General features: G+C 47.0%; 23 protein-coding genes. 10 read left to right on the top strand and 13 right to left on the bottom strand.

Translation table 11 applies throughout. From position 1 onward, the window contains the following. Nucleotides 1-68 precede the first annotated feature (68 nt). The 6 genes from BUR42_RS21685 (at nucleotide 69) to BUR42_RS21660 (ending at nucleotide 5,010) form a co-directional block, all read left to right on the top strand. Nucleotides 69-944 carry a YicC/YloC family endoribonuclease gene (locus BUR42_RS21685; RefSeq protein ID WP_084185748.1) on the top strand — a complete coding sequence of 292 codons (876 nt, stop codon included), beginning with the start codon at nucleotides 69-71 and terminating at the stop codon, nucleotides 942-944. A 24-nt stretch (nucleotides 945-968) separates the two neighbouring features. Then, nucleotides 969-1,454 (top strand): gliding motility lipoprotein GldH, encoded by a 486-nt coding sequence (locus BUR42_RS21680; protein WP_074241696.1) that lies wholly within the window; start codon nucleotides 969-971, stop codon nucleotides 1,452-1,454. A gap of 6 nt (nucleotides 1,455-1,460) precedes the next feature. Continuing rightward, entirely contained in the window at nucleotides 1,461-2,477 is a 1,017-nt protein-coding gene (locus BUR42_RS21675) for a sensor histidine kinase (RefSeq protein ID WP_074241695.1), read from the top strand. Between the two features lie 62 nt (nucleotides 2,478-2,539). After that, on the top strand, nucleotides 2,540-3,250 hold the full coding sequence (locus BUR42_RS21670) for a response regulator transcription factor (RefSeq protein ID WP_074241694.1): 711 nt from the start codon (nucleotides 2,540-2,542) through the stop codon (nucleotides 3,248-3,250). 269 nt (nucleotides 3,251-3,519) lie between these two features. Then, nucleotides 3,520-4,215: a sensor histidine kinase gene (locus BUR42_RS21665; protein ID WP_159442324.1), complete on the top strand. Its 696-nt coding sequence runs from the start codon at nucleotides 3,520-3,522 to the stop codon at nucleotides 4,213-4,215. 51 nt (nucleotides 4,216-4,266) lie between these two features. Next, nucleotides 4,267-5,010, top strand: a complete 744-nt coding sequence (locus BUR42_RS21660) for a LytR/AlgR family response regulator transcription factor (protein WP_074241692.1) — start codon at nucleotides 4,267-4,269, stop codon at nucleotides 5,008-5,010. Here BUR42_RS21660 and BUR42_RS21655 read toward each other — a convergent pair. From BUR42_RS21655 to BUR42_RS21645, 3 genes are all read right to left on the bottom strand, one after another. Then, nucleotides 5,005-5,760, bottom strand: coding sequence for an SH3 domain-containing protein (locus BUR42_RS21655; protein ID WP_074241691.1), 756 nt, complete (start codon nucleotides 5,758-5,760; stop codon nucleotides 5,005-5,007). The genes BUR42_RS21660 and BUR42_RS21655 overlap by 6 nt on opposite strands. Before the next feature lie 6 nt (nucleotides 5,761-5,766). After that, the gene (locus BUR42_RS21650; protein WP_074241690.1) at nucleotides 5,767-7,701 is read right to left on the bottom strand and encodes a BatD family protein; all 1,935 of its coding nucleotides are present in this window, start codon (nucleotides 7,699-7,701) and stop codon (nucleotides 5,767-5,769) included. A 96-nt stretch (nucleotides 7,702-7,797) separates the two neighbouring features. Then, nucleotides 7,798-8,505: an SDR family oxidoreductase gene (locus BUR42_RS21645; protein ID WP_074241689.1), complete on the bottom strand. Its 708-nt coding sequence runs from the start codon at nucleotides 8,503-8,505 to the stop codon at nucleotides 7,798-7,800. Nucleotides 8,506-8,601: 96 nt separating this feature from the next. Here BUR42_RS21645 and BUR42_RS21640 point away from each other — a divergent pair, with 96 nt between their 5' ends. After that, entirely contained in the window at nucleotides 8,602-9,297 is a 696-nt protein-coding gene (locus BUR42_RS21640) for a YjjG family noncanonical pyrimidine nucleotidase (protein WP_074241688.1), read from the top strand. A 115-nt stretch (nucleotides 9,298-9,412) separates the two neighbouring features. On the opposite strand, the gene BUR42_RS21635 is transcribed toward BUR42_RS21640, so the two are convergent. From BUR42_RS21635 to BUR42_RS21615, 5 genes are all read right to left on the bottom strand, one after another. Beyond that, nucleotides 9,413-9,643 (bottom strand): hypothetical protein, encoded by a 231-nt coding sequence (locus BUR42_RS21635; RefSeq protein WP_074241687.1) that lies wholly within the window; start codon nucleotides 9,641-9,643, stop codon nucleotides 9,413-9,415. A gap of 37 nt (nucleotides 9,644-9,680) precedes the next feature. Next, a complete protein-coding gene (locus tag BUR42_RS21630) occupies nucleotides 9,681-10,337 on the bottom strand; it encodes a phosphatidylserine decarboxylase family protein (RefSeq protein WP_074241686.1) in 657 nt (218 codons plus the stop codon). Nucleotides 10,338-10,404: 67 nt separating this feature from the next. Then, on the bottom strand, nucleotides 10,405-11,289 hold the full coding sequence (locus BUR42_RS21625) for a phosphatidate cytidylyltransferase (protein WP_074241685.1): 885 nt from the start codon (nucleotides 11,287-11,289) through the stop codon (nucleotides 10,405-10,407). 30 nt (nucleotides 11,290-11,319) lie between these two features. Next, on the bottom strand, nucleotides 11,320-11,553 hold the full coding sequence (locus BUR42_RS21620) for a putative signal transducing protein (RefSeq protein WP_074241684.1): 234 nt from the start codon (nucleotides 11,551-11,553) through the stop codon (nucleotides 11,320-11,322). A gap of 3 nt (nucleotides 11,554-11,556) precedes the next feature. Continuing rightward, nucleotides 11,557-12,480, bottom strand: coding sequence for a CPBP family intramembrane glutamic endopeptidase (locus tag BUR42_RS21615; protein WP_234979775.1), 924 nt, complete (start codon nucleotides 12,478-12,480; stop codon nucleotides 11,557-11,559). Nucleotides 12,481-12,602: 122 nt separating this feature from the next. On the opposite strand from BUR42_RS21615, the gene dusB reads away from it, so the two are divergent. From dusB to proC, 3 genes are all read left to right on the top strand, one after another. Beyond that, a complete protein-coding gene (dusB, locus tag BUR42_RS21610; RefSeq protein WP_084185897.1) occupies nucleotides 12,603-13,673 on the top strand; it encodes a tRNA dihydrouridine synthase DusB in 1,071 nt (356 codons plus the stop codon). A 36-nt stretch (nucleotides 13,674-13,709) separates the two neighbouring features. Beyond that, the gene (locus BUR42_RS21605) at nucleotides 13,710-14,279 is read left to right on the top strand and encodes an HNH endonuclease signature motif containing protein (RefSeq protein WP_074241682.1); all 570 of its coding nucleotides are present in this window, start codon (nucleotides 13,710-13,712) and stop codon (nucleotides 14,277-14,279) included. Nucleotides 14,280-14,448: 169 nt separating this feature from the next. After that, entirely contained in the window at nucleotides 14,449-15,249 is an 801-nt protein-coding gene (gene proC, locus BUR42_RS21600; protein ID WP_074241681.1) for a pyrroline-5-carboxylate reductase, read from the top strand. 87 nt (nucleotides 15,250-15,336) lie between these two features. Here the strand turns inward: proC and BUR42_RS21595 are convergent, their stop codons facing one another. The 5 genes from BUR42_RS21595 to BUR42_RS21575 are packed head-to-tail and all read right to left on the bottom strand — an operon-like array spanning nucleotide 15,337 to nucleotide 22,228. Continuing rightward, entirely contained in the window at nucleotides 15,337-18,531 is a 3,195-nt protein-coding gene (locus BUR42_RS21595; RefSeq protein ID WP_074241680.1) for an efflux RND transporter permease subunit, read from the bottom strand. A gap of 24 nt (nucleotides 18,532-18,555) precedes the next feature. Continuing rightward, a complete protein-coding gene (locus BUR42_RS21590; RefSeq protein WP_074243133.1) occupies nucleotides 18,556-19,620 on the bottom strand; it encodes an efflux RND transporter periplasmic adaptor subunit in 1,065 nt (354 codons plus the stop codon). Between the two features lie 8 nt (nucleotides 19,621-19,628). Next, complete coding sequence (locus BUR42_RS21585) at nucleotides 19,629-20,996, bottom strand: TolC family protein (RefSeq protein ID WP_074241679.1); 1,368 nt, start codon at nucleotides 20,994-20,996, stop codon at nucleotides 19,629-19,631. 10 nt (nucleotides 20,997-21,006) lie between these two features. Next, on the bottom strand, nucleotides 21,007-21,621 hold the full coding sequence (locus tag BUR42_RS21580; RefSeq protein ID WP_074241678.1) for a TetR/AcrR family transcriptional regulator: 615 nt from the start codon (nucleotides 21,619-21,621) through the stop codon (nucleotides 21,007-21,009). Nucleotide 21,622: 1 nt separating this feature from the next. Then, a complete protein-coding gene (locus tag BUR42_RS21575; protein ID WP_074241677.1) occupies nucleotides 21,623-22,228 on the bottom strand; it encodes a TetR/AcrR family transcriptional regulator in 606 nt (201 codons plus the stop codon). Between the last annotated feature and the right edge of the window lie 162 nt (nucleotides 22,229-22,390).

Below are 22,390 nucleotides of genomic sequence, written 5' to 3'. Positions count from 1 at the left end.
CCAAATGATTGTGCATCAATCAGAAATATGGCTTAATTTAACTAGGTTTGCCACAATAAACAGATAATATGCTCAAATCCATGACCGGCTTCGGCCGAGCGGAGATAACAAGGGGAGAAACCACCATTGTAGCAGAGATCAAATCGCTGAATGGGAAACAGTTTGAGGTGAACCTTAAGATGTCTCCGTTGTTAAAACCCTACGAGTTCGATATCCGCAACCTCTTACAACAGGAGCTGCAACGCGGTACGCTTGACGCTACCATCAACATCAAACAGAATGGTGCCACCCGCCCCGTGGTGATCAATACGGAGCTGGCCAGGTATTATCACCAGGCCCTTTCTACCATGGCCACTGAACTGAACCTTCCCCAGGAAGACATGCTCAATGTGCTGATGAAACTCCCGGAAGTAGTAACCCCTGCCTCTGAACAACTGGCCAAATCAGAATGGCTGGAAGTAGAAGCCATCATCCGTTCCGCTATTGCTGAAATGGATGCACACCGTATCGATGAAGGTAATATGCTGGAAAAGGACCTCCTGCTCCGCATAGATAACATCATCCTGTATACGGATAAGGTACGTGAACTGGACCCTTTAAGGAAAGACCGCGTGCGTACCCGGCTGGAATCCCTGCTGGCGGAATATGTGGGTAAGGATAATGTGGACGGTAACCGCCTGGAGCAGGAACTGATCTTTTACTTAGAAAAACTCGATATTACAGAAGAACTGACGCGCCTTGCCAATCACTGCCGTTACTTTAAAGACATCCTTGCAGAAGCAGATGCCGCTAAAGGTAAAAAGCTGGGATTCGTATTACAGGAGATAGGCCGTGAGATCAATACAACCGGTTCCAAAGCCAACGATTCCGCTATGCAGCAATGGGTAGTGATGATGAAGGATGAACTGGAAAAAGCAAAGGAACAGGTGCTGAATGTGCTGTAATTCCTATAAAAAGATCCCCTGAAGATGAAACTGCGATTCAATTGCCTCCTGTTATGTATGCTGGCTGTTGCCTGCAAACCACCCAGGATGGAAACCTTTGAAAAGAACCGGGATATCCCCCGTTCTCAATGGACGATAGATAATAAACAGTCCTTTGAACTGGAACTTGCGCCGGAGGATACCGCATTCTATTACAACATGTACATCAATGTAAGGCATACGGATGCTTATCCTTACAGCAACCTCTGGCTGCTGGTGGGCACACAGTTACCGGGAGACAGTACTTCCACTGTAAGCCGGATAGAACTTCCATTGGCCGATACTTATGGTAAATGGCTGGGAAGCGGTGTGGATGATATCTATGAACACCGCATCCCCATTCAGCAAAATGCTATCCTTTCAAAACCCGGAACTTATCGTTTTACTTTTGAGCAGAACATGCGTCAGAACCCATTACCGGAAATGCTGAGTGTGGGGCTCCGCATAGAAAAAGCTGCTCTGCGGAAATAATTGAGCATGAAGAAATCCTCCTCCGGCCTGCAAAGCAGGAAGGTGATCACCGGCATCTATGTTTTTGTGCTGGCATATACAGTACTTCAGCTGTTATGGTGGGGAGTGCTGCTGCATCAGCAAAGCAAACAGATTGCAAAGTATGAGCAGCTGGAGTTGACGCACCGCGTGCAGGAACTTACACAACCTGCTCAGTTCATGTCTGAAATGCAAAGGCTGCATAAAGAACAGCAGATGCGCACTTTCAAGTATGTAGGGGAAGGGATCATTTTCCTGGTACTGATCCTTGCCGGCGCTGCGCTTGTTTACCGTGCTGTATGGAAACAGATGAAGCTCTCCCAGCAACAACAGAACTTTATGATGGCGGTAACACATGAACTAAAAAGCCCTATCGCCGTAGCTAAACTTAACCTCGAAACATTACGGAAGCATAAACTGGATGAAGAGAAACGGTTAAAGCTGCTGGATACCACTATCCGGGAAACCAACCGGCTGGACCAGTTATGCAATAACATCCTGCTGGCTTCGCAGTTTGAACATCAGAAATACCAGCCTTTCCTGGAACAGCTGGATTTTTCCGGCCTGCTGCAAAACAGTATGGAAGAATTACAAAGCCGCATTGCCAGCCATCCCATAAAAGCCGATATTGCACCTTATATATGGCTGAATGCGGATAAGTTCATGATGCAGCTGATGCTGAACAATCTTGTGGAGAATGCCGTTAAATATGCTCCCAAGGGTTCTGAGATCAACGTCCGGCTCTTTATTGAAGGAGAAACGTTAAAACTGACGGTGTCCGATGAGGGAGAGGGTATACCACAGGCAGAAAGGAATAAGATCTTCCTGAAATTCTACCGCATTGGTAACGAAAACACCCGTAAATCCAAAGGTTCAGGCCTTGGACTATACCTGACCAAAAAGATCGTGGAACAGCACGGAGGCACTATTACCGTAAGGGATCATACCCCAAAAGGCACCTGCTTTGAGATCACCTGGAATGATTATTCCTTACAATCTGTATAAAATTAACCAGTTGTGCGTAATTTTATAGGCAATTACCGTTCACCATTCACCAATGCATCAATATGAAGGAAGCGACGAAAGCATCAATATTGCTGGTAGAAGATGAAGAAAATCTCCAGGAAGCACTTAAGCTGAACCTGGAGCTGGAAGGATATGAGGTAACGGCTGTGGACAATGGGACCAGTGCATTGAAAGCCGTTAAGAACGAATACTTTGACCTGATCATTCTCGATATCATGCTGCCCGAGATGGACGGCATCGCCGTGTGCGAAAACATCCGCATTCAGAACAATGAAGTGCCCATCTTGTTCCTCAGCGCCAAAAATAGCAGTGCAGACAGAGTGCTGGGGCTGAAAAAAGGCGGGGACGACTACATGACCAAACCTTTCAACCTGGAAGAACTCCTCCTCCGTGTGGAGAAACTGATCGTAAAGAACAAAAAGATCCAGGAAAAGGACAACGTACCCAATATCTACCGCTTCGGCAATAATATGATAGACTTTGCCGCACAGGAATGTGTAGGTAAAGACGGCAAACACCATGAGCTCTCCAAGAAAGAGACCATGCTGCTGAAACTGCTCATAGAAAACAAAGGCGAGGTAGTAACCCGCGAAAAGATCCTCCAGGTGGTTTGGGGTTATAATGTTTACCCTACAACACGTACCATAGACAACTTTATCCTCAATTTCCGCAAGTATTTTGAGCAGGACAGCCGCAATTCCCAGTACTTTCATTCCGTTCGCGGAGTTGGGTATAAGTTCACAGATGGCTGATCACCAACTATCCCTCCTCCGCTGCCATCCGTAAGCCGGCTGCTGCCAGCTACTCAATCCCCCTTTTCCAGGGTGGGAAACGGGGCTATATTTGGCAGGCTTAGGAATTTTAAAGTATGTGTAACCCCCTTAACGGATCCATCATATTGTATACATTATGCATTGTTCAACCCTTAACGGGAAAAACGGTTTACTGGACCATTTTTTTTGTGGGCATCGGAATACTCGGAGCACTATTCTGGTGGCGGGAGAAGAAACTTCGCAGAAATATGCAGGCAAGGATCGCGGCACAAAGAAGCCGCGCGTCCCTGGAATTGCATGCATTCCAATCCCAGATGGACCCCCACTTCATCTTCAACAGCCTCAATGCTATTCATAGCTACATTCTCTCTGCCAGTACAGAACAGGCCTCTACTTACCTTACCCGCTTTTCCCGCCTGATGCGTTTTACGCTCGAGAACAGCAGCAAGGAATGGATCCCATTGGAAGAAGAACTGGAAACGCTTGAACTCTATCTGCAACTGGAACAACTACGGTTTGAAGGACAGTTTGAGTATGAAATACACACCGCTCCTTCATTGGATATGCAGATGCTGGTACCCCCTTTCATTGTTCAGCCTTATATTCAGAATGCCATCTGGTACCGGCTTCTACAAAAAACACCGGAACAGAAAGGCATGATCAGGATAGAAATAGGGCAGAATGAAGACGAAGTGTTCATCCGTGTGGAAGATAATGGTGTGGCAAGGCAAAACATGTTCCACCACCACCAGCAAAGAACGGCAGGTACCCGCGTGGCAGCTGAAAGGCTCCACTGGATGAATGCCCGCTATCATACACATGCCGCTATCAGTACCGGTCACCTGTTTGACCCCCATCATAATAAGACGGGTACTTACACCCTTTTTCACTTCCCCAACGTCACTACTACCTCTCTGCCCGAAGAAGAGCGGATTTTTAAGTAAATTCGATGTACGAACAGTGAACAGAGGATCAACCAAAAGCATTTTACCTATATGCACGCCGTTATTATAGATGATGAGAAACATTGCCGCGATGTGCTGCAAATGCTATTAGAACGCCATTGTCCGGATGTAACGATAGACGCCCTTTGCGGGGATCCGGAAGAAGCTTTGAAAGTGATTGAAAGATTACAACCCCAGCTTGTTTTCCTGGATGTGGAAATGCCCGGCATGAATGGGTTCGAACTCCTGGAATCCTGCGCCCGCCGCAGCTTTTCTGTGATATTCACCACTGCTTACGATCAATATGCCATCAAAGCTATCCGGCATAGTGCCCTGGATTTTTTATTAAAGCCTATCGATAAAGATGAGCTGGTGCAAAGCGTGCAAAAGGCACTTACACAAACTACTAATTCCGCTACCAAAGTAGATGCCCTGCTGCAATTCCTGCATCAGCATGTGCAGCCCAACGAAAGGCTGGCCCTGCCTACGGAAGATGGCTTACGCATGATCCCCATAAAGGATATCACCTATTGCGAATCTGCCGGCGGTTATACGAAAGTGTTCATGGCACAGCAGGGTATACCTACGCTCATTTGCAGATCGTTGAAGGAAGTGGAAGAAGCTTTGAGGGAAAAAGGGTTCTTCAGGGTGCATAACAGTTATCTCATCAACCTCTCTTATATGCACAAGTACATCAAGGGAGATGGCGGCGAGATCATTATGACGGATGGAAAGAACATTCCCGTTTCACGGAACCGCAAACAGGATTTTTTGACGCGGATAGAAAGGTTATAGGTTGCGGATATCCTTCACAGCTATCCAACCGGTTTTACCATCAGACAGTTGCACTTTGGAAAAATCCTTTGTGCTATCCAGTACCTTTATTTTGATCCCTTCCTTTATTTCGAAGAGGTCTTTACTTCCTTCATCCGGCGCGGCTTTCACTTTGCCATTCTTCATCACAACAGCACTTCCGCTGTTATAGGCCTTATTCTGCATCCAGATGGCCATGCTGAAATATCCAATGAACAGGATCCCTGCCACGAGCATACCCCAACGAAAAACAGGGCGTTTCATATTCGGCAGGAAAAAATAAACGATGGCCAGCGCAGCCAGGATCCAGCAAAACACAATGCTGCCGGTAGCCCACCCTGCGGAGGTATGCATTACCTGCAATTGCAGCCACCATTTTTCAAAGAAGAGAAGGGGTAATGATTCCAGGTTATTCCCTACCTGCTGATTGGCCAGCACCAGGTTCTGTTCTATTTGTTCATCTCCCGGTTTAAGACTGAGGGCTTTTTCAAAACTATATACAGCCATGCCGGTCTGGTTACTTTTATAATAAGCATTCCCTGCATTATAGTAAAGGTCTGCCACCTGGTAACCAGAGTCTATCAGTTGCTGGTATTTATCAGCCGCTTCTGCATACTTCTTCTGCTCATAGAGCTTGTTGGCTTCTGTGAACAGCGCAGGGACCTGCGCAAATAGCGCAGTACTTAAGAATAGTAAGATGTATAACAGGGGATTTACGAATGCACGCATCATAGTCTATTATTTTCCGGCCCTTCCTTTTAATTCTTCTTCAACGGAACTGATCACCTGCACAGCCTGCTGGTAAGCATCCTGGCGATGTTCATTACTGCTCACGGGTGCATACAGCGCCGTTTCGCATCTATCTATCAGTTCTATCAATTGTAATTTGGTGGTTTCTTTCAGCCGGTCACCCAGTTTATCCTGTACCACCTGTTTGCTCAATTCCGCCATCGGGATCTTTAATTTATGGCTGAGATAACCCCAGGTAGCGCGGGATGTTTCTTCATAGAACGCTTTGTCTTTTCCCTCTTTCAGATAACGTGCAGCCAGCTCCAGGCGTTTCAGGGCTACTTTGTTGGCATGTTTATGTTTTAACATGGCCACATTGCTCTGCCTGAAGTTTTCGCGTTTGCGGTACCAGGCCATTCCTGCAACTCCCAGTAAAGGTAATAATAACAGGATCCAGAAAAGGGGTTTACCAAAGAAGAAGGGGCTGTGTTTACTCCAGCGCTGACCGGAAGTGCGGATATTACCCAGTTCCGTTTTGCCGCCGAAGTCTTCTTTTTCTTTCTTTGCCAGTTTACCTGCTATCACATGTAAAGGGAAGGCGGAAGACTGTAATACTTTATAGGCATTGGCAGCAGGATCAAAATACGAGAACTCTACCGGCGGTAAGGTGTGCTCTCCTTTTTCCTGCGGCATTAATACATACTGGAAGATCCTTGAACCGCTGAGCGGGTTACTGTTCTTTTCAATATTATCAGACAGTGTGGGATCATATTTCTCGAATGCAGTCGGGATGTTTAAAGGCGGCGGATTCAGAAGGTTCACATTTCCCTGCCCTGCAATGGTTACCTTCAGTGTGAGCGCATCATCTGTGCTGAGGTCTTTTTTATCGGCTACGGCCGTCATGGTGAAACGCCCTACGGCTCCGTTGAAACTGGCCGGGCGCCCTGCGGTGGGTAATGGTTTCACATTGATCTTCACTACCGGGCTTTGAATTTTATACGGCACTACTTCGTATTGCGGATTGCCGAAGGGATCGTCAAAGAACGGATCATCAAATGGGCTTGCACCGAATGCATCCCTGAAAGGATCATCGCCCCTTTTCTTTCTCGCGCTCGCCATGGTTACAAGATGTACCTGGTTATCCACTTCTGCGGGATCCAGTTCCAGCTGGCCGGATTGTAAAGGGAATAATAATGTTTTGCGGATGGTGAATACTTTGTACCGTTCGCCATTCACGATCTCTTCTGTTGCCTGCGGAGGATTGGGCAGTTCAATATCCCTGGCTGAAAACCCTTTGAATGCCGGTACTTTGGTTACGCTTGAATTCGTGGGGAGGCGGGTGTAGAGTTTATAAGTAGCCGTTAATTGTTCTCCTTCGTATACAGTAGTTTTATCTACATCAACCCGCACAAAAAGGTTCTTACGCAGTTTCTCTTTTACATCTTCTCCTTTCTTTAAAATGCCCGGTTGATTTTCATATCCGTTATCCGGGAATGCTCTCCGTTGATAAGGCTGTTGTTGCTGCTGAGGTAACTGTGCGCCCTGCCCTCCTTTCACTACTTCAATATTCACCGGGTTACTTTTCACCAGTTTGCCGTCTACCCTTGCCGTACCTCCGGGAATAGTGAAGGAGCCGGGTTTGGTAGGTTGCAGGATGTAACTGAAAGCGATATATTCTGTGCCCTTTCCGTTCACATAGGAGCTCCCCTGCATTTGCTGAGGCCCCTGTACCACATTGAAGCCGGTGAATTGTGGCGGCGTGAACTGGCTGAGGTTAACAGGGTTTTCCAGCATGAACTGAATATGCACCATCTCATCCATTGCGATGGTATTCGTGTTCACAGCTGTGGTAAAACGAAACGTCTGCGCGACAGTTATAAGTGTGGCTGCGCATATTACAAGCAGCGTTAGTAGATATTTTTTCAAACCAATATTGAAGTTCATCCTGGAAACAAATTTAACCAATGCTTACGGGGCCTATTCCGATCGTGCGTTAAAAGTTAGTTAAAAATCTTGTAAGACAAGCCACTAGTAAGGATTTCACTCAATATCTCCCAACATAGGGCGCATGAGTATATCTTCTACAACTGCCTGCTGGCTAAGGTTATATGCAGCCCAGATCATGGCTGCCACATCTTCAGGTTCCATTAAACGCCCTGCAGGGCCATCAAATCCTTGCCAGGAAGCTGTTAAGGTGGGGCCGGGACTGATAGAGGTAACTTTTACATTATGGGGCTTCAGTTCCTCCCGGAGGTTCTGAGAGAAACCCAGGAGCGCAAACTTGGTAATGCTATAAGATCCGCCATTGGGATATGCTTTATGGCTGGCTGTAGAGCAAAGGTTGAAGATATGCCCTTTCCCGGCCTCTTTCATCCCTGGCAAGAGATCGCGGGTAAGATGGTAGGCGCTGTAGAGGTTTACGGCCATCATTTTTTCCAGGTGCCCGTCTTCTTCTTCATGTACGGCGCCGGGAACAAAAATACCTGCATTATTCACGAGTATGGCCGGTGCGCTTCCAAAGAACGTACGTACTTTTTGCCCGAAAGCCAGTACCTGCGCTTTATTACTCATATCCACCTTTTCTGCCAGTACTTTTACATTTTGCCGTTGTGCAGTAACGGCTGCTTTTGCTTCTTCCAATGCGGAAGTGTTGCGTGCACAAATGGCGATATCAAATCCTTCTGCGGCCAGCTTTATGGCCACTGCCCTGCCAATTCCTTTACTGGCCCCGGTTATTATTGCATACATACCTCTAAAATAAGCTAATGCGGCATTCCCCCAAACAGGTGTGCGCGGGAAATAGTAAATTTGTAACGGAGAACATTGCCAACGACCCGATTTTTTATGAGATACAAACATATTTTCTTCGATCTGGACCACACTTTGTGGGATTTCGAAGCCAATTGCATAGAAACGCTACAGGAACTTTATACGGAACATGCGCTGGAAAAAAGAGGAATTCCTTCTTTTGAAACATTTTACGCTTCTTACTCCGTGATCAATGATAAATTGTGGGACCGTTTCCGAAAGGGATTTATCACCCGCCAGGACCTGCGTACCAAACGTTTTTCTTTAACTTTCCTTGATTTCAAGATAGGGGATGATAAGCTGAGTGCTTCTATGGGTAAGCGGTTCCTCGAAATACTACCTACCAAAACTGCGCTATTTCCGCATGCGGTAGAGGTACTGGATTACCTGCAGCAGAAGAAGTATCCCATTCATATGATCACGAATGGTTTTGAGGAAACACAACTCCTGAAGATGCAGCATTCGGGGATACAACATTACTTCACGCATATCATTACATCCGAAACCTGCGGTAGCCTGAAGCCACATCGCGAGATCTATGATTTTGCGGTGAACCTTGCATCTACCACTGCTTCCGATAGTATTATGATCGGGGATACGCTGGATGTGGATATACTGGGAGCGCAGCAGGTGGGGATGGACCAGGTGTATTTTGCGCCGAATGAAATTGTGGAGGGGGTGAAGCCTACTTATACGATCAGGTGTTTGAGTGAGTTGAAGGCAATCTTGTAAGGAGCCTGCCTTAAATCAAAATAATAAAACAGCCCCCCGCACAATGTGCGGGGGGCTGTTTATATTTTCAGGAGATACCGCTGCATGTTTACGCAGGGTAGCTTTTTCTTTCAGATCATCCTTTAGCAGCAGGCTTTGCTTTCTTTGCAGCGCTGGCGGTTTTCATCGCGGCAGCTTTACTGGGCATACAGCAGGATTTGCCTTTTGCAGTTTGTTCCTGTTTGCAGCAATCTTCTTTTTTCTCACAGGTAGCTTCTTTCTTCTTCTTAGCTGTTACTTTTTCCTGTGCAAGCACGGGTCCGGCTAATAAGGTGATGGCTGCGAGTGCAAAAAATAATTTCTTCATGGCTCAGGTCTTTTAATGTATGTGGAAGATAGTAAAATTAACCCAACCGTGCAATCACCGTCTGGCCACCTTTTACATGCTGTTCTAAAGCTACATCCACTTTTGTACCTACAGGTAAGTAAATATCAACGCGGGAACCGAATTTGATGAACCCCATCTCTTCATTCTGTTTCACCTGCATGCCTGCTTTCAGGTAATTTACAATCCTGCGGGCAAGCGCTCCGGCAATCTGGCGAACCAATATTTCCTGGCGGCCATTGCCGATAACAACGGTATGGCGTTCGTTCTCCGTGGAAGATTTCGGATGCCAGGCCACCAGGTATTTACCTGCATGGTATTGGCTCAGTTTCACTTCTCCGCTGATAGGGTTCCTGTTCACATGCACATTGGCAGGGCTCATAAAAATGGAAACCTGTAATCTTTTGTCTTTAAAGTATTCTGTTTCAACAGTTTCTTCTATCACCACCACTCTTCCATCTGCCGGAGCGATCACCAGTTGTTCATCCTGGTTCAATACCCTGCCGGGTATCCGGAAAAAGGAAATAATGAAAAGGAATAAGATCAGGGAGATGCCAAATACCGTCCAGCAAAGAGCAGGATTAGCAGGGAACCAGTAAAATAAAGCGCCGTTCAGCAGTGCCAGTACAACAAAGGTTAGGGTGATGGTAGCAGTTCCCTCGCGGTGAATAGTCATTGTTTTTGTTTTCGTTTAATTTCTTTGCCGGTTTTTCAGCGGTACGAAGGTATGAAGAAAATACCTTCTATTTAAAAACAAAGAGCAGTACGTAGATCCATGCAAATGGAGCCGCTACCAGCAAGGAATCGAAGCGGTCCAGGAAACCTCCGTGGCCCGGCATTATTTTACCGGAATCTTTTACACCGGCCATTCTTTTCAGGCGGGATTCCAGCAGGTCGCCGGCAGAACCAAAAATGGCCGCGATAGTAGCCAGCGCTATCCAGTGAGGCCAGTACAGCAGATCGTTCCCCCAGAAATATCCATAGATCCCGGCTGCTGCTATAGCCAGTACCATTCCACCTACCGTTCCTTCTATTGTTTTCTTTGGTGAAATGGAAGGGAAAAAAGGGGTACGGCCAATGAGGGAACCCACAATGTAGGCCATGGTATCGTTGATCCAGATAAAAAAGATCAGCAGTAAGGGGATCAGGACCCCGTATAGGCCAAATGATATTGATTCCATGAGAGAGCCCGCCTGATGCCCTACACGGATATCCACCAGCAATCCCAGCGGAACGGTTACATATAACAGGCCAAGAAGGGAATACCCGATGAACTTCAGGGTGAAGTTCTTACTCATCAGGATCTCTCCCAACGGAAGCACCAGTATGAAAATAAAGGCCGTGACCCAGCCAATCTCTCCGATGGATAACTCCCCGAAACTGAAATTGGGTCCTGAGAAAGCCATCATAATGGCGCAACCTGCCACCAGCACACCATACTTATGCCAGGGCGAAATTTCGTTGTATTCCGGATCTATCAGCCTTACCAGCTTGAAATATTCTTTTAAGGCAAAGAAGTTGATCAGGAAAAATAAAAGGAAGAACGTGTACTCGTTATACAACATGCCTCCCAGCATGATTGCTACAAAAAACAAAGCAGTAATGGTACGCGTGATAAAGGTCTTCATTCTTTTCTAGAAGTTGGATCGGGCGTAAATCTACAGATTGTTTTCCATCTTCCCTTCCTGGCTTGCTGCAATCAGTTCTTTTGCTTTTGCCTCGTTGGAATTATGTACGTACACTTCATCCATACCCGGTAACATTTGCACAAAGGATGAATCCTGGCGGTTCACTACCACAGCGTCGATCTCATTTTCGAGCAGCATTCCTTTTATGATCTCAGCCTCAAAGGAAATATTGCTGCCAAATACTTTAACCCAGTCTTTTTCCATATTTCAATCTTTAAATATTGACTCATTATCGTTTTCTTCTTCTTCCGGCTCAGGCGGTAATGCAAATGTCTGCCCGGATGCCTTTGCGCGTTGCTGCAGTTGCCATAACAGGATGCCGGTAACTGCTATACTGATAAAAACAAAGTACAGGGGTACATGTTCATCTTTAGTGGCGTCATAACTGATCAGCTTGATCTGGTAAAGATACACTAACACTACCTGCAGCCCATTGTTCAAAAAGTGACCTGCGATGGGTAACCAGAGGTTGCCGGTTACAAAGTATATAGCCCCCATCAGGAAACCCAGCAAAAATCGTGGCATAAATCCGAGGAACTGGAAATGGATCACGCTAAAGATGATGCCGGTGATGATAGCAGCCACCCAGCCGTTCTTTACCATTTGGGTCAGGATCCTTTGTACCACTCCCCTGAACAGTACTTCTTCTGCGATAGCGGGTAATAAGGCCAGCATAAAGAGGTTCAGGAACATGGCGCCGATGTCCGGCATGTCCAGCAAACGTTTTGTTTGTTCAGCCAGGCTTTCTTCCAGGTCCCGCAGGCTTTGTGGAATAGGCCAGGAGGTATTCCATTCACTCAATGCACCTACCAGGGGAAGGGAGCAAAAGATGATCAGTAGGGCTAACAGCAATTGGACCAGCTTGGGTTTTTGCCTGATACCCAGGTAGGTGGCTGGCTCCGGATGTGTAAGGTAGGCAAAGAGCAAACCCGGCACCAGGAAGCCCACAACAGAATAGAGCATCTGAAAGACCTTCATGGCAAAGATGAAATTGGCGCTGTTCCAGGCTGCGGGATCTTTATAATCCCCAATCGTGTAGCCGCCACTGATAGCTGGGAAGAAGGTAACCATACCCAGTTGCGTGATCAGTACAAAACCTATCCAGATGCCGAAAATAGTGGCCAATTGCATGAAGGGGGAATATTGCCTTAGGTAGCCCATAAATTATCGCTGTAGTATTTTTGCGTAAATTTACAGTGTGTTTGCCAGTTCAGCGATAAAATAAAAAGTGGCAACATATGAATCCGAATTATATGGTGAAAATAGGAGATATTGAATTAGGTGAATTCCCGTTATTACTGGCGCCCATGGAAGATGTAAGCGACCCCCCTTTTCGTGCAGTATGTAAAATAAACGGGGCTGATCTGATGTATTCGGAGTTCATTTCTTCGGAGGGCCTTATCCGTGACGCTATTAAAAGCAGGCAGAAATTAGACATCTTTGATTACGAACGCCCGGTGGGCATTCAGATCTTTGGCGGGGATGAAGAACCCATGGCCATGGCGGCCCAGATCGTGGAAGCGGCCAATCCGGACCTGCTGGACATCAACTTCGGCTGCCCCGTAAAGAAAGTGACTTGTAAAGGCGCCGGCGCCGGCATCCTGAAAGATATTCCCAAGATGGTAAAACTTACGGCAGCCGTGGTAAAAGCTACCCGCCTGCCCGTTACTGTTAAGACCCGCCTGGGTTGGGACGATGATACCAAAAACATCGAGGAAGTGGCAGAACGCCTGCAGGATGTTGGGATTAAAGCACTTACCATCCATGGCCGTACCCGCACACAAATGTATAAGGGTCATGCGGACTGGACCCTGATCGGTAAAGTGAAGAACAACCCCCGGATCAATATTCCCATTTTCGGGAATGGCGATATCTGTACGCCGGAACAGGCAAAGGCCGCCAGGGAAAGGTTTGGCGTGGATGGCGTGATGATAGGCCGTGCGGCTATCGGTTATCCCTGGATCTTTAATGAGATCAAACATTTCCTGAAAACCGGCACACATCTGCCGCCACCGACTGTGGCTGAACGTGTTAAGGTCTGCAAACAACACCTCCGCCATTCTATCAGCTGGAAGGGAGATGTGGTGGGTATACTGGAAATGCGCAGGCATTACACGAATTACTTAAAAGGCTTACCCCATATCAAAGAATTCCGGTCACAATTAGTAACTTGCAATACAGCGTCAACCATAGAAGAAGTACTGGATGCTGTAGCATTACAGTATAAAGATCATATATTTGAGAGGACAATGCCCCCAATGAACGAACCAGTGGACGTACCAATTCATCCTAATATGGAGTTAGCGTGTGGTTTCCCAGATTAAATCAATCCCAAGTTGAATCACAAAAAACCTCATCACATGGCCACGATCAAAAATCTGAAAAACGAAGTCTGGAAAGACTTGCAGATCAAAAACAAATCTGCCCTGCGCAAAAGATACGCAGTGTCCAACATGGGTAGAGTGATCAGTTACCGGGAAAGCATGGACGATGGAAAGTTGTTGAATGGCTCTACCGTTGAGGGTTACACCGTACTCAACATTAAACCTGCAGACACTTATCAATCTCTCTATCTCCACCGCGAAGTTGCCCGGCTGTTTGCAAAGAAAGAAAGCCCCAAACAAAAATTTGTTATCCATCTCGATTTCGACAAGAAGAACAACAAGATCTCCAACCTCCGCTGGGCCACTAAAGAAGAGATGGAAAAACACCAGCAGAAAAGTCCCGCCAAAATTGCTTACAAAGAAATGCAGCGTAACCGTCAGAAGGGGCTGAAGCTGAATGTAACTAAAGTAAAAAGTATTAAACGCCTGCTGGAGAAGCCCGGCAAGAAAACCATGAAGCAGATCGCGGAACAGTTTGATATCAGCGAAATGCAGTTATATCGTATTAAGAGTGGCGAAAACTGGAGCCATGTTACTTTGCCCTGAGAGGCTGCGTACTTTGCTTTAAAGCCTTATAAAACACCCCAAATTCCCACGTTATCTGAATAAAACATATTTCCAATGGCCGCGCCAACCAGCGCGGCCATTGCCTTTCCCGGCTTTCCTTGCAGTGTTGGCCCTTTTGTTTTAACTTACCCTTCCAAATTGATAGACTATGTCCGGTAAAAAGATAGCCATAATTGGCGGCGGCAACCTCGGTTCCGCAATAGCAAAGGGCCTCCTGAAGAGTGGTTTTTCCAAAGCTGCAGAGATCACTGTTACCAAGCGTAACACAGCTACCCTTAAGGACCTGAAAGACCAGGGGGTACAGGTAGAATCAGACAATGCCAAAGCCATCAGCCAGGCAGATGTGGTAGTGGTTGCCCTTAAACCGTACAACGTAAAAGAAGTGCTGAGTGAGCTGCGTGCCTCTTTCGATGCAAAAAAACAGATCCTTATCAGCGTGGTAACAGGTGTGTTCCTGGACGATCTTGAAAAGATCACGCTTCCCGGCCTGCCTATTTTCCGCGCTATGCCCAATACTGCCATTGCCATCCAGGAGTCCATCACCTGCATCTGCGGCCGCAATGCCTCAGAAGAACAGCACCAGTATGTGCAGAAGATGTTTGACCAGTTAGGGGTATCCGTAAATATAGACGAGAAGCTGATGGATGCAGCCACAGTTTTAGGGGCCTGCGGTATTGCTTATGCATTACGTTTCATCAGGGCCAGTATCCAGGGAGGTATTGAAATAGGGTTCGATGCCCGTACAGCTAACCTGATCGTTGCGCAAACGGTGAAGGGTGCGGCGGAATTACTGATCAAAGAAAAACGCCATCCTGAAGAAGAGATAGATAAGGTGACCACGCCTAAGGGATGCACCATTGCAGGTTTAAATGAAATGGAACACCAGGGCTTCAGTTCTTCCCTGATCAAAGGGATCACCGCCTCCATGGATAAGATCATTAAAGGTTAATAAAATAAGTTGGCCGGGATAAGACATCCCGGCCCTTATTTAGTTAAACCTACAACTGTTACACTGTTTGTAACAAAAATCTTATCCTTAGTTCATCATCGAAGCGGTCTCCACTTCTTCCAATTGTAATTCCTTTCTTGTTGGCGCTACCATCCTCTGACGGATATAACGTTTCTTAGAGATCCTGTTCATGCCGAACTTCGCCATTATCTTGTCTACCACCATATAGATCACCGGCACCACAATCAATGTCAGGAACATCGAACTGATCAATCCTCCCACAATTACCCAGGCCAGGCCATTCTTAGTAGAAGCCACACCGCCTGTTGCCAATGCGATCGGCAGCATCCCTATCACCATCGCAATGGTGGTCATGAGGATGGGGCGTAAACGTGCATGGTTGGCATGGATCAATGCGTTATATGTACTCTGCCCTTCTTCTTTCATCTGGTTGGTGAAGTCTACCAGGATGATGGCATTCTTGGCCACCAACCCGATGAGCATGATCATACCCAGGATGGTAAAGATGTTGAGTGTATTATTTGTCAATGCCAGCGCTAACAGCGCTCCGATGATAGACAACGGAATGGAGAACATTACCACCAGCGGATAAATATAGTTATCATACAGCGCCACCATGATGAGGTATACCATGATGATGGAGATCAGTAATGCCACACCCATGGTAGAGAAAGAATCTCCCTGGTTCTCTGCATCTCCGCCGAAAATATAAGATACGCCGGCAGGTTTTTGCAGTTTAGCCAGCTTGGCTGTGAACTCCTGTGTTACGGTACCAGAGGGGCGGCCCATTACCTGTGATTGTACAGATACGGAGGTGTTCTTATCCCTGCGTTCCAAACGGCTGGGGCCGGAACCTTCTGTGATAGTGGCAAACTGAGAGAGTTTCACCAGCTCACCTTTGTTGTTCACAAAATCGATCGAAGCAACGTCCTGTATGTTCTTACGGTTGAAGTCGTCGAAGCGGATATTGATATCGTACTCATATTCACCCTGGCGGAATTTCACTTTGGAATCATCTGCCGTACCACTAAACGCGGTTTGCATGGTTCCACCTACTGTTTCAAGCGAGAGGCCCAGGGCGGACATTTTATCACGGTCCACCTGCACATTGATCTCAGGGTTCCCTTCTTCTACAGACAATTTCACTTCACTGGAACCTTCGATTGTTTTCAATTCCGCCATGGCCACTTTCGCAAAGCTCATCACACTATCCAGGTTGGTACCCATCACGATCAGATCTATCGGCGCACGTTGTGCCGTACCTAAGATACTCACCGGCGTTGTTTTCACTTTCACACCTGGCAATTGTTCCTTCAACTCTTTCTTTACTTTAGCCCCCAGGATGTCTGATGATTCACGCAGGTTCTGCGCCACCAGCATTACGGTGACCTCTGCTTTATAGGCAGTGGCCTGTGAGGCTCCGAAACCATCTTCAGAAGTTTGACCTACTGTAGTGATTAAGGAGGTTACTTCTTTCTTTTTATCCAGGATCTGTTCTACTTTACGGGTAGCCAGGTTGGTTTGTTCCAGCGATGCATCCTTCGGCATTTCCAACATCACAATAAACTGTCCGCGGTCACCATTCGGGATAAACTCACCTCCGATGTAACCTTTGCCTACCAGTTGGAAAGAAGCGATCAGCAAAGCCAGGGATGCTACGATGGTAATGGTTTTATGCGCCAGCGCCCATTTCAGCAGACCTGTCATCCAGGCGGTGAATTTCTCCAGCTGCCTTTCAAACCATAAGATGAATTTCTCAAAAGGATTTTTACCGGTGAGGTGAACCAGCTTACCAAAACGGGATGCCAGTAAAGGCACAATGGTAAAGGAAGCCAGCAAGCTCAACATGGTAGAGATCATCACCACCACACAGAATTCACGCACGATCTTACTTACCAGTTCATTCGTCAGGGAGATGGGTAAGAACACTACCACAATTACCAGTGTAATGGAAGTAACGGTGAAACCGATCTCCTTCACACCATCAAACGCTGCACGTACTTTGTTCTTGCCCATTTCCATGTGACGATATATATTCTCGAGCACCACAATTGCATCATCCACAAGGATACCTACCACCAGGGAAAGTCCTAAGAGACTCATCAGGTTGAGTGAAAAGCCCATCAGCTTCATACCAATAAAAGTGGCGATCAGCGAAGCCGGGATAGAGATCATTACGAAGATGGCGTTCCGCAAACTGTGCAGGAACAACATCATCACGGCTGCCACCAGCAGGATAGCGATGATCAGGTCATGTATCACAGAATCCGCAGATTCCAGCGTGAACACGGAAGCATCGTTCGCGATCTTTACTTTCAATGAGCTGGCTGCATATTCTTTTTCTATTCCTTTGATTGCTTTCTGCACGGCCTCACTTACTGTTACGGCGTTGGCATCTGTTTGTTTCTGTACCTGCAAAGCAATCGCACTCATACCATCTACTCTCGCCAAACGTTCTGCATCTTTCTGCGTATCCTGTACGTCGGCCACATCTCCCAATCTCACCTGTGTGCCTGTTGCAGTAGTGGTGAGTACCAGGTTCCGCAATTGGTCCACATCCTTATATTTACCGGCCAAACGCACAAGGATCTGTTGTTCTACTGTTTTCACCTTACCGGTAGGGAAGTCCAGGTTGGCATTGGTAACTGCCTGGCGTACCTGCAAAATAGAGAGCTTGTAGGCTTCGAGTTTTGCAGGATCTATATTGATCTTTATTTCTCTTTCCTGGCCACCAATGATGGTGATCTGCGCAACACCCGGCAGGCGGGATAATTGCGGCTGGATCTTTTTATCGATCAGGTCAAAGAACAAGCGGTCGTCCATTTTAGCGGTAGCCGATAAGGTCATGATCGGCAGATCGTCCAGGGAAAATTTGTTGAGGGAAGGTGGTTTGGCATCGCCGGGAAGCTCTGCGAGGATAGCGTTCACTTTCCTTTGCGCATCCTGCAGGCCGATATCCACATTCGCATCGTTATTCAGTTCTACCGTTACTACGGATAAACTTTCGGAGGATTTGGAGGTCAGTTTCTTGATCTTCTCCATGGAAGCCACCGCGTCTTCAATCTTTTTGGTGATCGTACTTTCCACCTCTTGTGGAGAGGCGCCAGGGTATACCGTGGCAATGGTTACGATCGGAGAGGAGAACTTGGGCAGCAGCTCATAGTTCAACGACTTGTAGCTGATAAACCCCAGCAGGGTGAGAATGGTGAACAGCACCACTACTATCGTAGGCCTCTTTATGGAAATTTCTGTGATCTTCATGTTCAATTAGTTTGTAAAGTCCTACTACTTAGCCTGTACCGTCACTTTGGAACCGTCTGTCAGGTTGATCTGACCGCCGGTGATAACAGTTTCTCCTTCGTTCAGCCCTTCCCGTATTTCCACTTTATCGCCATAGATCCTGCCTGCTACTACTTTGCGGACCTTAGCGGTATTGTTCTCCATCACATAGACCTGGTTACTGTTCACGCCCCCAACAAAAGAGGTGCGGGATACGAGGATAGCGGGGTCCTGTTTAGGCATGGCAAAATTGGCGGTGCCGTACATGCCTGCCCTGAGGGTTTTGCCGCTTACATTTGTAACTTCCATTTCTACCGGATAGCTCAGGGTGTTATCTCCTTTTGCTGCGATGAAAGTGATCTTGCCGCTGTATTTCACTTCAGGGAATACGTTGCTGGTCACTTCTACTTTATCACCCAGTTGCAGGTGGATCACTTGCTGTTCAGGCACGGTTACTTTCAGTTTGAGGCGGGAAACATCCACGATGTCAAACATTTTGGTACCCAGTGCCAGGTAAGCGCCCTGCTCTACATATTTTGCATTGATGGTGCCGTTGATCGGCGCTTTCACATATGTGTCGCGGATCTTACGGGAAGCGGCATCGTATTTACTTTGTGCTACTTCGTATTGCAGCCTGGTATCGTCCATTTGTTTCTGGGTAACGCCACCGGTTTTGTAGGCGCTTTCATACCTTTCCTTATCTACCTTCAATTGTTCCAGGTTCACTTTGGCCGCTTGCAGGTCTGTACCCAGCAATTCATTATCGATGCGGGCAATCACCTGTCCCTGCTTCACATAACTTCCTTCGTCTACCATCAATTGTGTAATGCGGCCAGCCACATCACTCATAAAAGTGAGTTCGCGTACCGGCTCAAAGTTGCCGTTCGCTAAAAAATTCTGATCAAACTCCACACGGGCTACTTTTTCTGTAACCACAGGCACATCGCCGGTATTGCTTTGTTTTACAAATTCTGTTTTAGCTGCGTTTGCTTTTTTGTTAGCAGTGAGCTTCCACATGATGGCCGCGATGGCCGCTATCGTTAGAACGCCGTAGATTAAAACTTTCTTCATGGCTTGCATTAGTTTAATAGTGATGGCAGGTTACCGTTGGATTTGATCAGGTCGAGCTCTGCGAGTTTATATTGGAGCAGTGCTTCGTTGTAGCTGTTCTGTGCTTCCGCCAGGGAGGTTTCTGCATTAAGCAGGTCTGTTAAGCTGGCGAGGCCCAGATTGTAATTATTTTGGGTGGAGCTGTACACCTCATCTGCAAGGGAAACATTCTCCTTCTGCGTTTTAATGGTACTCAGGTTATTGAGCAATTGCAGGCGGGCGTTTTCGAATGCAGTGTTGAGGTTCAGTTTGTTCTCTTCTAACTGCTGACCGATCTTTTGCAGGGTAACATTGGCCTGCTTTACCCTGGAGCGGCGCGCGAAACCATCAAAGATGGGGATCTTTAAGGTAAGCCCGATAGAGGACATGCCGTACCAGTTGGCGGTTGAGTTGCCACCTTTGAAGATGTCGAATTTGTTACTTAAGCCGTTATAAGAATAGTTTCCTTTGAAAGCCAGGCTGGGATAGTATTCCGCGAGGTAAGCCCTTTTCTGGTACTGTTGCAGCTCTTCTGTTTTCTTCAGGAGTTTTGTTTCTGTTCTGCTGCCCAGGTCGAAAGTACCGAAGTCTGCCGTGGCCGCTGCTTTGCGTTCAATATCGCTCAGGGCAAGGGATGGAAGGGATACAGGGGTTTCAATGGGCATGCCCATTTTTTGTTTCAGCCTGTTCTCATCTACTTTCAATTGATTTTCCAGCTGGCTCTTTTGTGTCTGGTAATTCACCAGGTTCACCTTGATCCTGTCCAGGTCTATTTTTTTAGCGAGGCCGTTATCGAACTGGCTTTTGGTAGTTTCTACCAGGCGGGTGAGCTTATCGATATTGGTTTGCAGCACGCTCATTTTTTCTTTCTTCACCAGTAATTGATAATACAGCTGGGTTACATCAAAGATCACGTTCTCCGTGGTCTGTGCTGTTTGCAGGCGGTAATATTCTTCTCCTGACCTTGCAGCTTTAAGACCTGTGAACACGCTCTGGTTGTAGATCTGCTGGGTCAATTCCCCGGAAATGGAAGTGTTCCAGGTGGTACCCACTTCCAGTACCTTTACCGTTCCGGGAGCGCCGCCAGCCAGTTCTCCTGGCAGTACCATTACCTGTTTCTTGATGTTATCGGTGAGGTTTCCGTTGGCATTTACCTGGGGTAAAGCCTGTGCGCGGATCTCTTCGGTCTTTAATTTACCGATGGTTTCCTCCAGGCGGCTCACAGCCAGTTTCTGGTTGTTGGCCAATGCGTACTTCAGAGCTTCCTGCAGGCTGAGCTGCTTTGTTTCCGTTTGTGCGTTAGCGTTAAAAGTCCCCGCTGTTGATAAGAACAGTAAGGATACGATCCATTTTTTCATGTGTGTTTTGCTATTGTGGCGAAAGTTCTTTTATAGTCAGGTATTCTTCCAGGCGCCGGGTCCCTTCCGGGGTGGCAATTCCTCGTATGTAATGTTCAGTAACCTGGCACATCACTTCATGCAGGTCAAATTCGGTGGCGGGATAATCTACCGGAGAGAAAGCAGAATCCAGCTGCATGAGGCGCATGTGGCTCATGATGTGGATGCTGATATCGCTGCGGTACAGGCCTTCCCTGATACCACGGTCCAGGTTGTCACTGATGGCTTTAATTACATAGTTACTCTTAAAGTCCGCGATGGTTTTCCAGGCAGCGGGATGATACTTTTCCAGTTCATGCAGCAGTACAGGGTTGATGCCCCTCGCAAATGTTTCCGTGAACCGGAGGGAGGACACCAATTCGTCTATCGCGTCCTTTCCATTGGCGCAGCATACTTCCAGGTTGTTGCCATGGGCGGAGATCATAAAGCGCGTTACTTCTTCCACCAGTTCCTGTTTATCGGCAAAATGTTCATACACCGTTTTTTTGGAGATGCCGCAGTCGCGGGCAATGTCCTGCATGGTGATGCTTTTGATCCCGAATGTCCGGAACAGGCGAAGCGCAGTATCTAAGATCCTTTCCCGCATGTTACTTTTTTAATCCTTTGATGAAAATATCGGCGAGCATAATCTGCCATCCGCGCACTGTTTCAAACTCCTCATCTGAGATATCGTCGCTCATGCCGTTGTGCGACATAGAGAAGCGGAGGCCGATCATGGACTGTATATAAAGGGTGGCTACTTTCTCTGGTTCGTCTGTTGTTAATTCTCCGTTTTCCACCCCTTTCCTTATAATGTTTGCTACAATTTGTGTTTCCCGTTCGCGGGCATATTTGAAGATGTCTTCTGAATTGAGGATCTGCTTGTCCCGCAGTGTTTTAAAAAGCTCCAGGCGGCAAAAACGCCTGGCGAAGGCATGGCGGATGGAGATCATTTCCATCAGGGCTTCGTAAGCAGAGCTTTTTGCGGCGGCGGCTGTTTCCAGCTCCTCGAAAAAGGTTTCTCCTGCTTTTTCCAGTACGCTGAGGTGCAGGGCTTTTTTGTCCGGGAAGTAATAATATAAAGAGGCCTTTGAGCAATGCAGATCATCGGCTATCTCATTCATAGTGGTCTTGGACGCACTGTAATGAGTGAACCTTTTCAGAGCCGCCTCTATGATCCGCTCGCGCATTTCGTCTCTGGTTTCTGTTTGCATTAACTTTCTGACTTTTTTAGTTATAAAGTCAAAATTAGTATTAAATCAGTAATTTGGTAAGTTGGGTTGTCCATTTAACGGATTTTTAACTTTTTCAGGACGGTTTGGGTTCCGGGAGTTTCCTTTTCTATAAGTGTTTGATAATGAGGATTTGTGTACAAA

It is taken from the genome of Chitinophaga niabensis (assembly GCF_900129465.1).
Classification (GTDB): domain Bacteria; phylum Bacteroidota; class Bacteroidia; order Chitinophagales; family Chitinophagaceae; genus Chitinophaga; species Chitinophaga niabensis.
The sequence above is the reverse complement of the archived record's forward strand: the minus strand, read 5'-3'. Positions and strand labels throughout refer to the sequence as shown.

Excerpts from the sequence above, each read along its gene's own strand:
- BUR42_RS21685 (WP_084185748.1), top strand. The coding sequence starts at position 69 with ATGCTCAAATCCATGACCGGCTTCGGCCGAGCGGAGATAACAAGGGGA.
- BUR42_RS21680 (WP_074241696.1), top strand. The coding sequence starts at position 969 with ATGAAACTGCGATTCAATTGCCTCCTGTTATGTATGCTGGCTGTTGCC.
- BUR42_RS21675 (WP_074241695.1), top strand. The coding sequence starts at position 1,461 with ATGAAGAAATCCTCCTCCGGCCTGCAAAGCAGGAAGGTGATCACCGGC.
- BUR42_RS21670 (WP_074241694.1), top strand. The coding sequence starts at position 2,540 with ATGAAGGAAGCGACGAAAGCATCAATATTGCTGGTAGAAGATGAAGAA.
- BUR42_RS21665 (WP_159442324.1), top strand. The coding sequence starts at position 3,520 with ATGCAGGCAAGGATCGCGGCACAAAGAAGCCGCGCGTCCCTGGAATTG.
- BUR42_RS21660 (WP_074241692.1), top strand. The coding sequence starts at position 4,267 with ATGCACGCCGTTATTATAGATGATGAGAAACATTGCCGCGATGTGCTG.
- BUR42_RS21655 (WP_074241691.1), bottom strand. The coding sequence starts at position 5,760 with ATGATGCGTGCATTCGTAAATCCCCTGTTATACATCTTACTATTCTTA.
- BUR42_RS21650 (WP_074241690.1), bottom strand. The coding sequence starts at position 7,701 with ATGAACTTCAATATTGGTTTGAAAAAATATCTACTAACGCTGCTTGTA.
- BUR42_RS21645 (WP_074241689.1), bottom strand. The coding sequence starts at position 8,505 with ATGTATGCAATAATAACCGGGGCCAGTAAAGGAATTGGCAGGGCAGTG.
- BUR42_RS21640 (WP_074241688.1), top strand. The coding sequence starts at position 8,602 with ATGAGATACAAACATATTTTCTTCGATCTGGACCACACTTTGTGGGAT.
- BUR42_RS21635 (WP_074241687.1), bottom strand. The coding sequence starts at position 9,643 with ATGAAGAAATTATTTTTTGCACTCGCAGCCATCACCTTATTAGCCGGA.
- BUR42_RS21630 (WP_074241686.1), bottom strand. The coding sequence starts at position 10,337 with ATGACTATTCACCGCGAGGGAACTGCTACCATCACCCTAACCTTTGTT.
- BUR42_RS21625 (WP_074241685.1), bottom strand. The coding sequence starts at position 11,289 with ATGAAGACCTTTATCACGCGTACCATTACTGCTTTGTTTTTTGTAGCA.
- BUR42_RS21620 (WP_074241684.1), bottom strand. The coding sequence starts at position 11,553 with ATGGAAAAAGACTGGGTTAAAGTATTTGGCAGCAATATTTCCTTTGAG.
- BUR42_RS21615 (WP_234979775.1), bottom strand. The coding sequence starts at position 12,480 with ATGCAATTGGCCACTATTTTCGGCATCTGGATAGGTTTTGTACTGATC.
- dusB (WP_084185897.1), top strand. The coding sequence starts at position 12,603 with ATGGTGAAAATAGGAGATATTGAATTAGGTGAATTCCCGTTATTACTG.
- BUR42_RS21605 (WP_074241682.1), top strand. The coding sequence starts at position 13,710 with ATGGCCACGATCAAAAATCTGAAAAACGAAGTCTGGAAAGACTTGCAG.
- proC (WP_074241681.1), top strand. The coding sequence starts at position 14,449 with ATGTCCGGTAAAAAGATAGCCATAATTGGCGGCGGCAACCTCGGTTCC.
- BUR42_RS21595 (WP_074241680.1), bottom strand. The coding sequence starts at position 18,531 with ATGAAGATCACAGAAATTTCCATAAAGAGGCCTACGATAGTAGTGGTG.
- BUR42_RS21590 (WP_074243133.1), bottom strand. The coding sequence starts at position 19,620 with ATGAAGAAAGTTTTAATCTACGGCGTTCTAACGATAGCGGCCATCGCG.
- BUR42_RS21585 (WP_074241679.1), bottom strand. The coding sequence starts at position 20,996 with ATGAAAAAATGGATCGTATCCTTACTGTTCTTATCAACAGCGGGGACT.
- BUR42_RS21580 (WP_074241678.1), bottom strand. The coding sequence starts at position 21,621 with ATGCGGGAAAGGATCTTAGATACTGCGCTTCGCCTGTTCCGGACATTC.
- BUR42_RS21575 (WP_074241677.1), bottom strand. The coding sequence starts at position 22,228 with ATGCAAACAGAAACCAGAGACGAAATGCGCGAGCGGATCATAGAGGCG.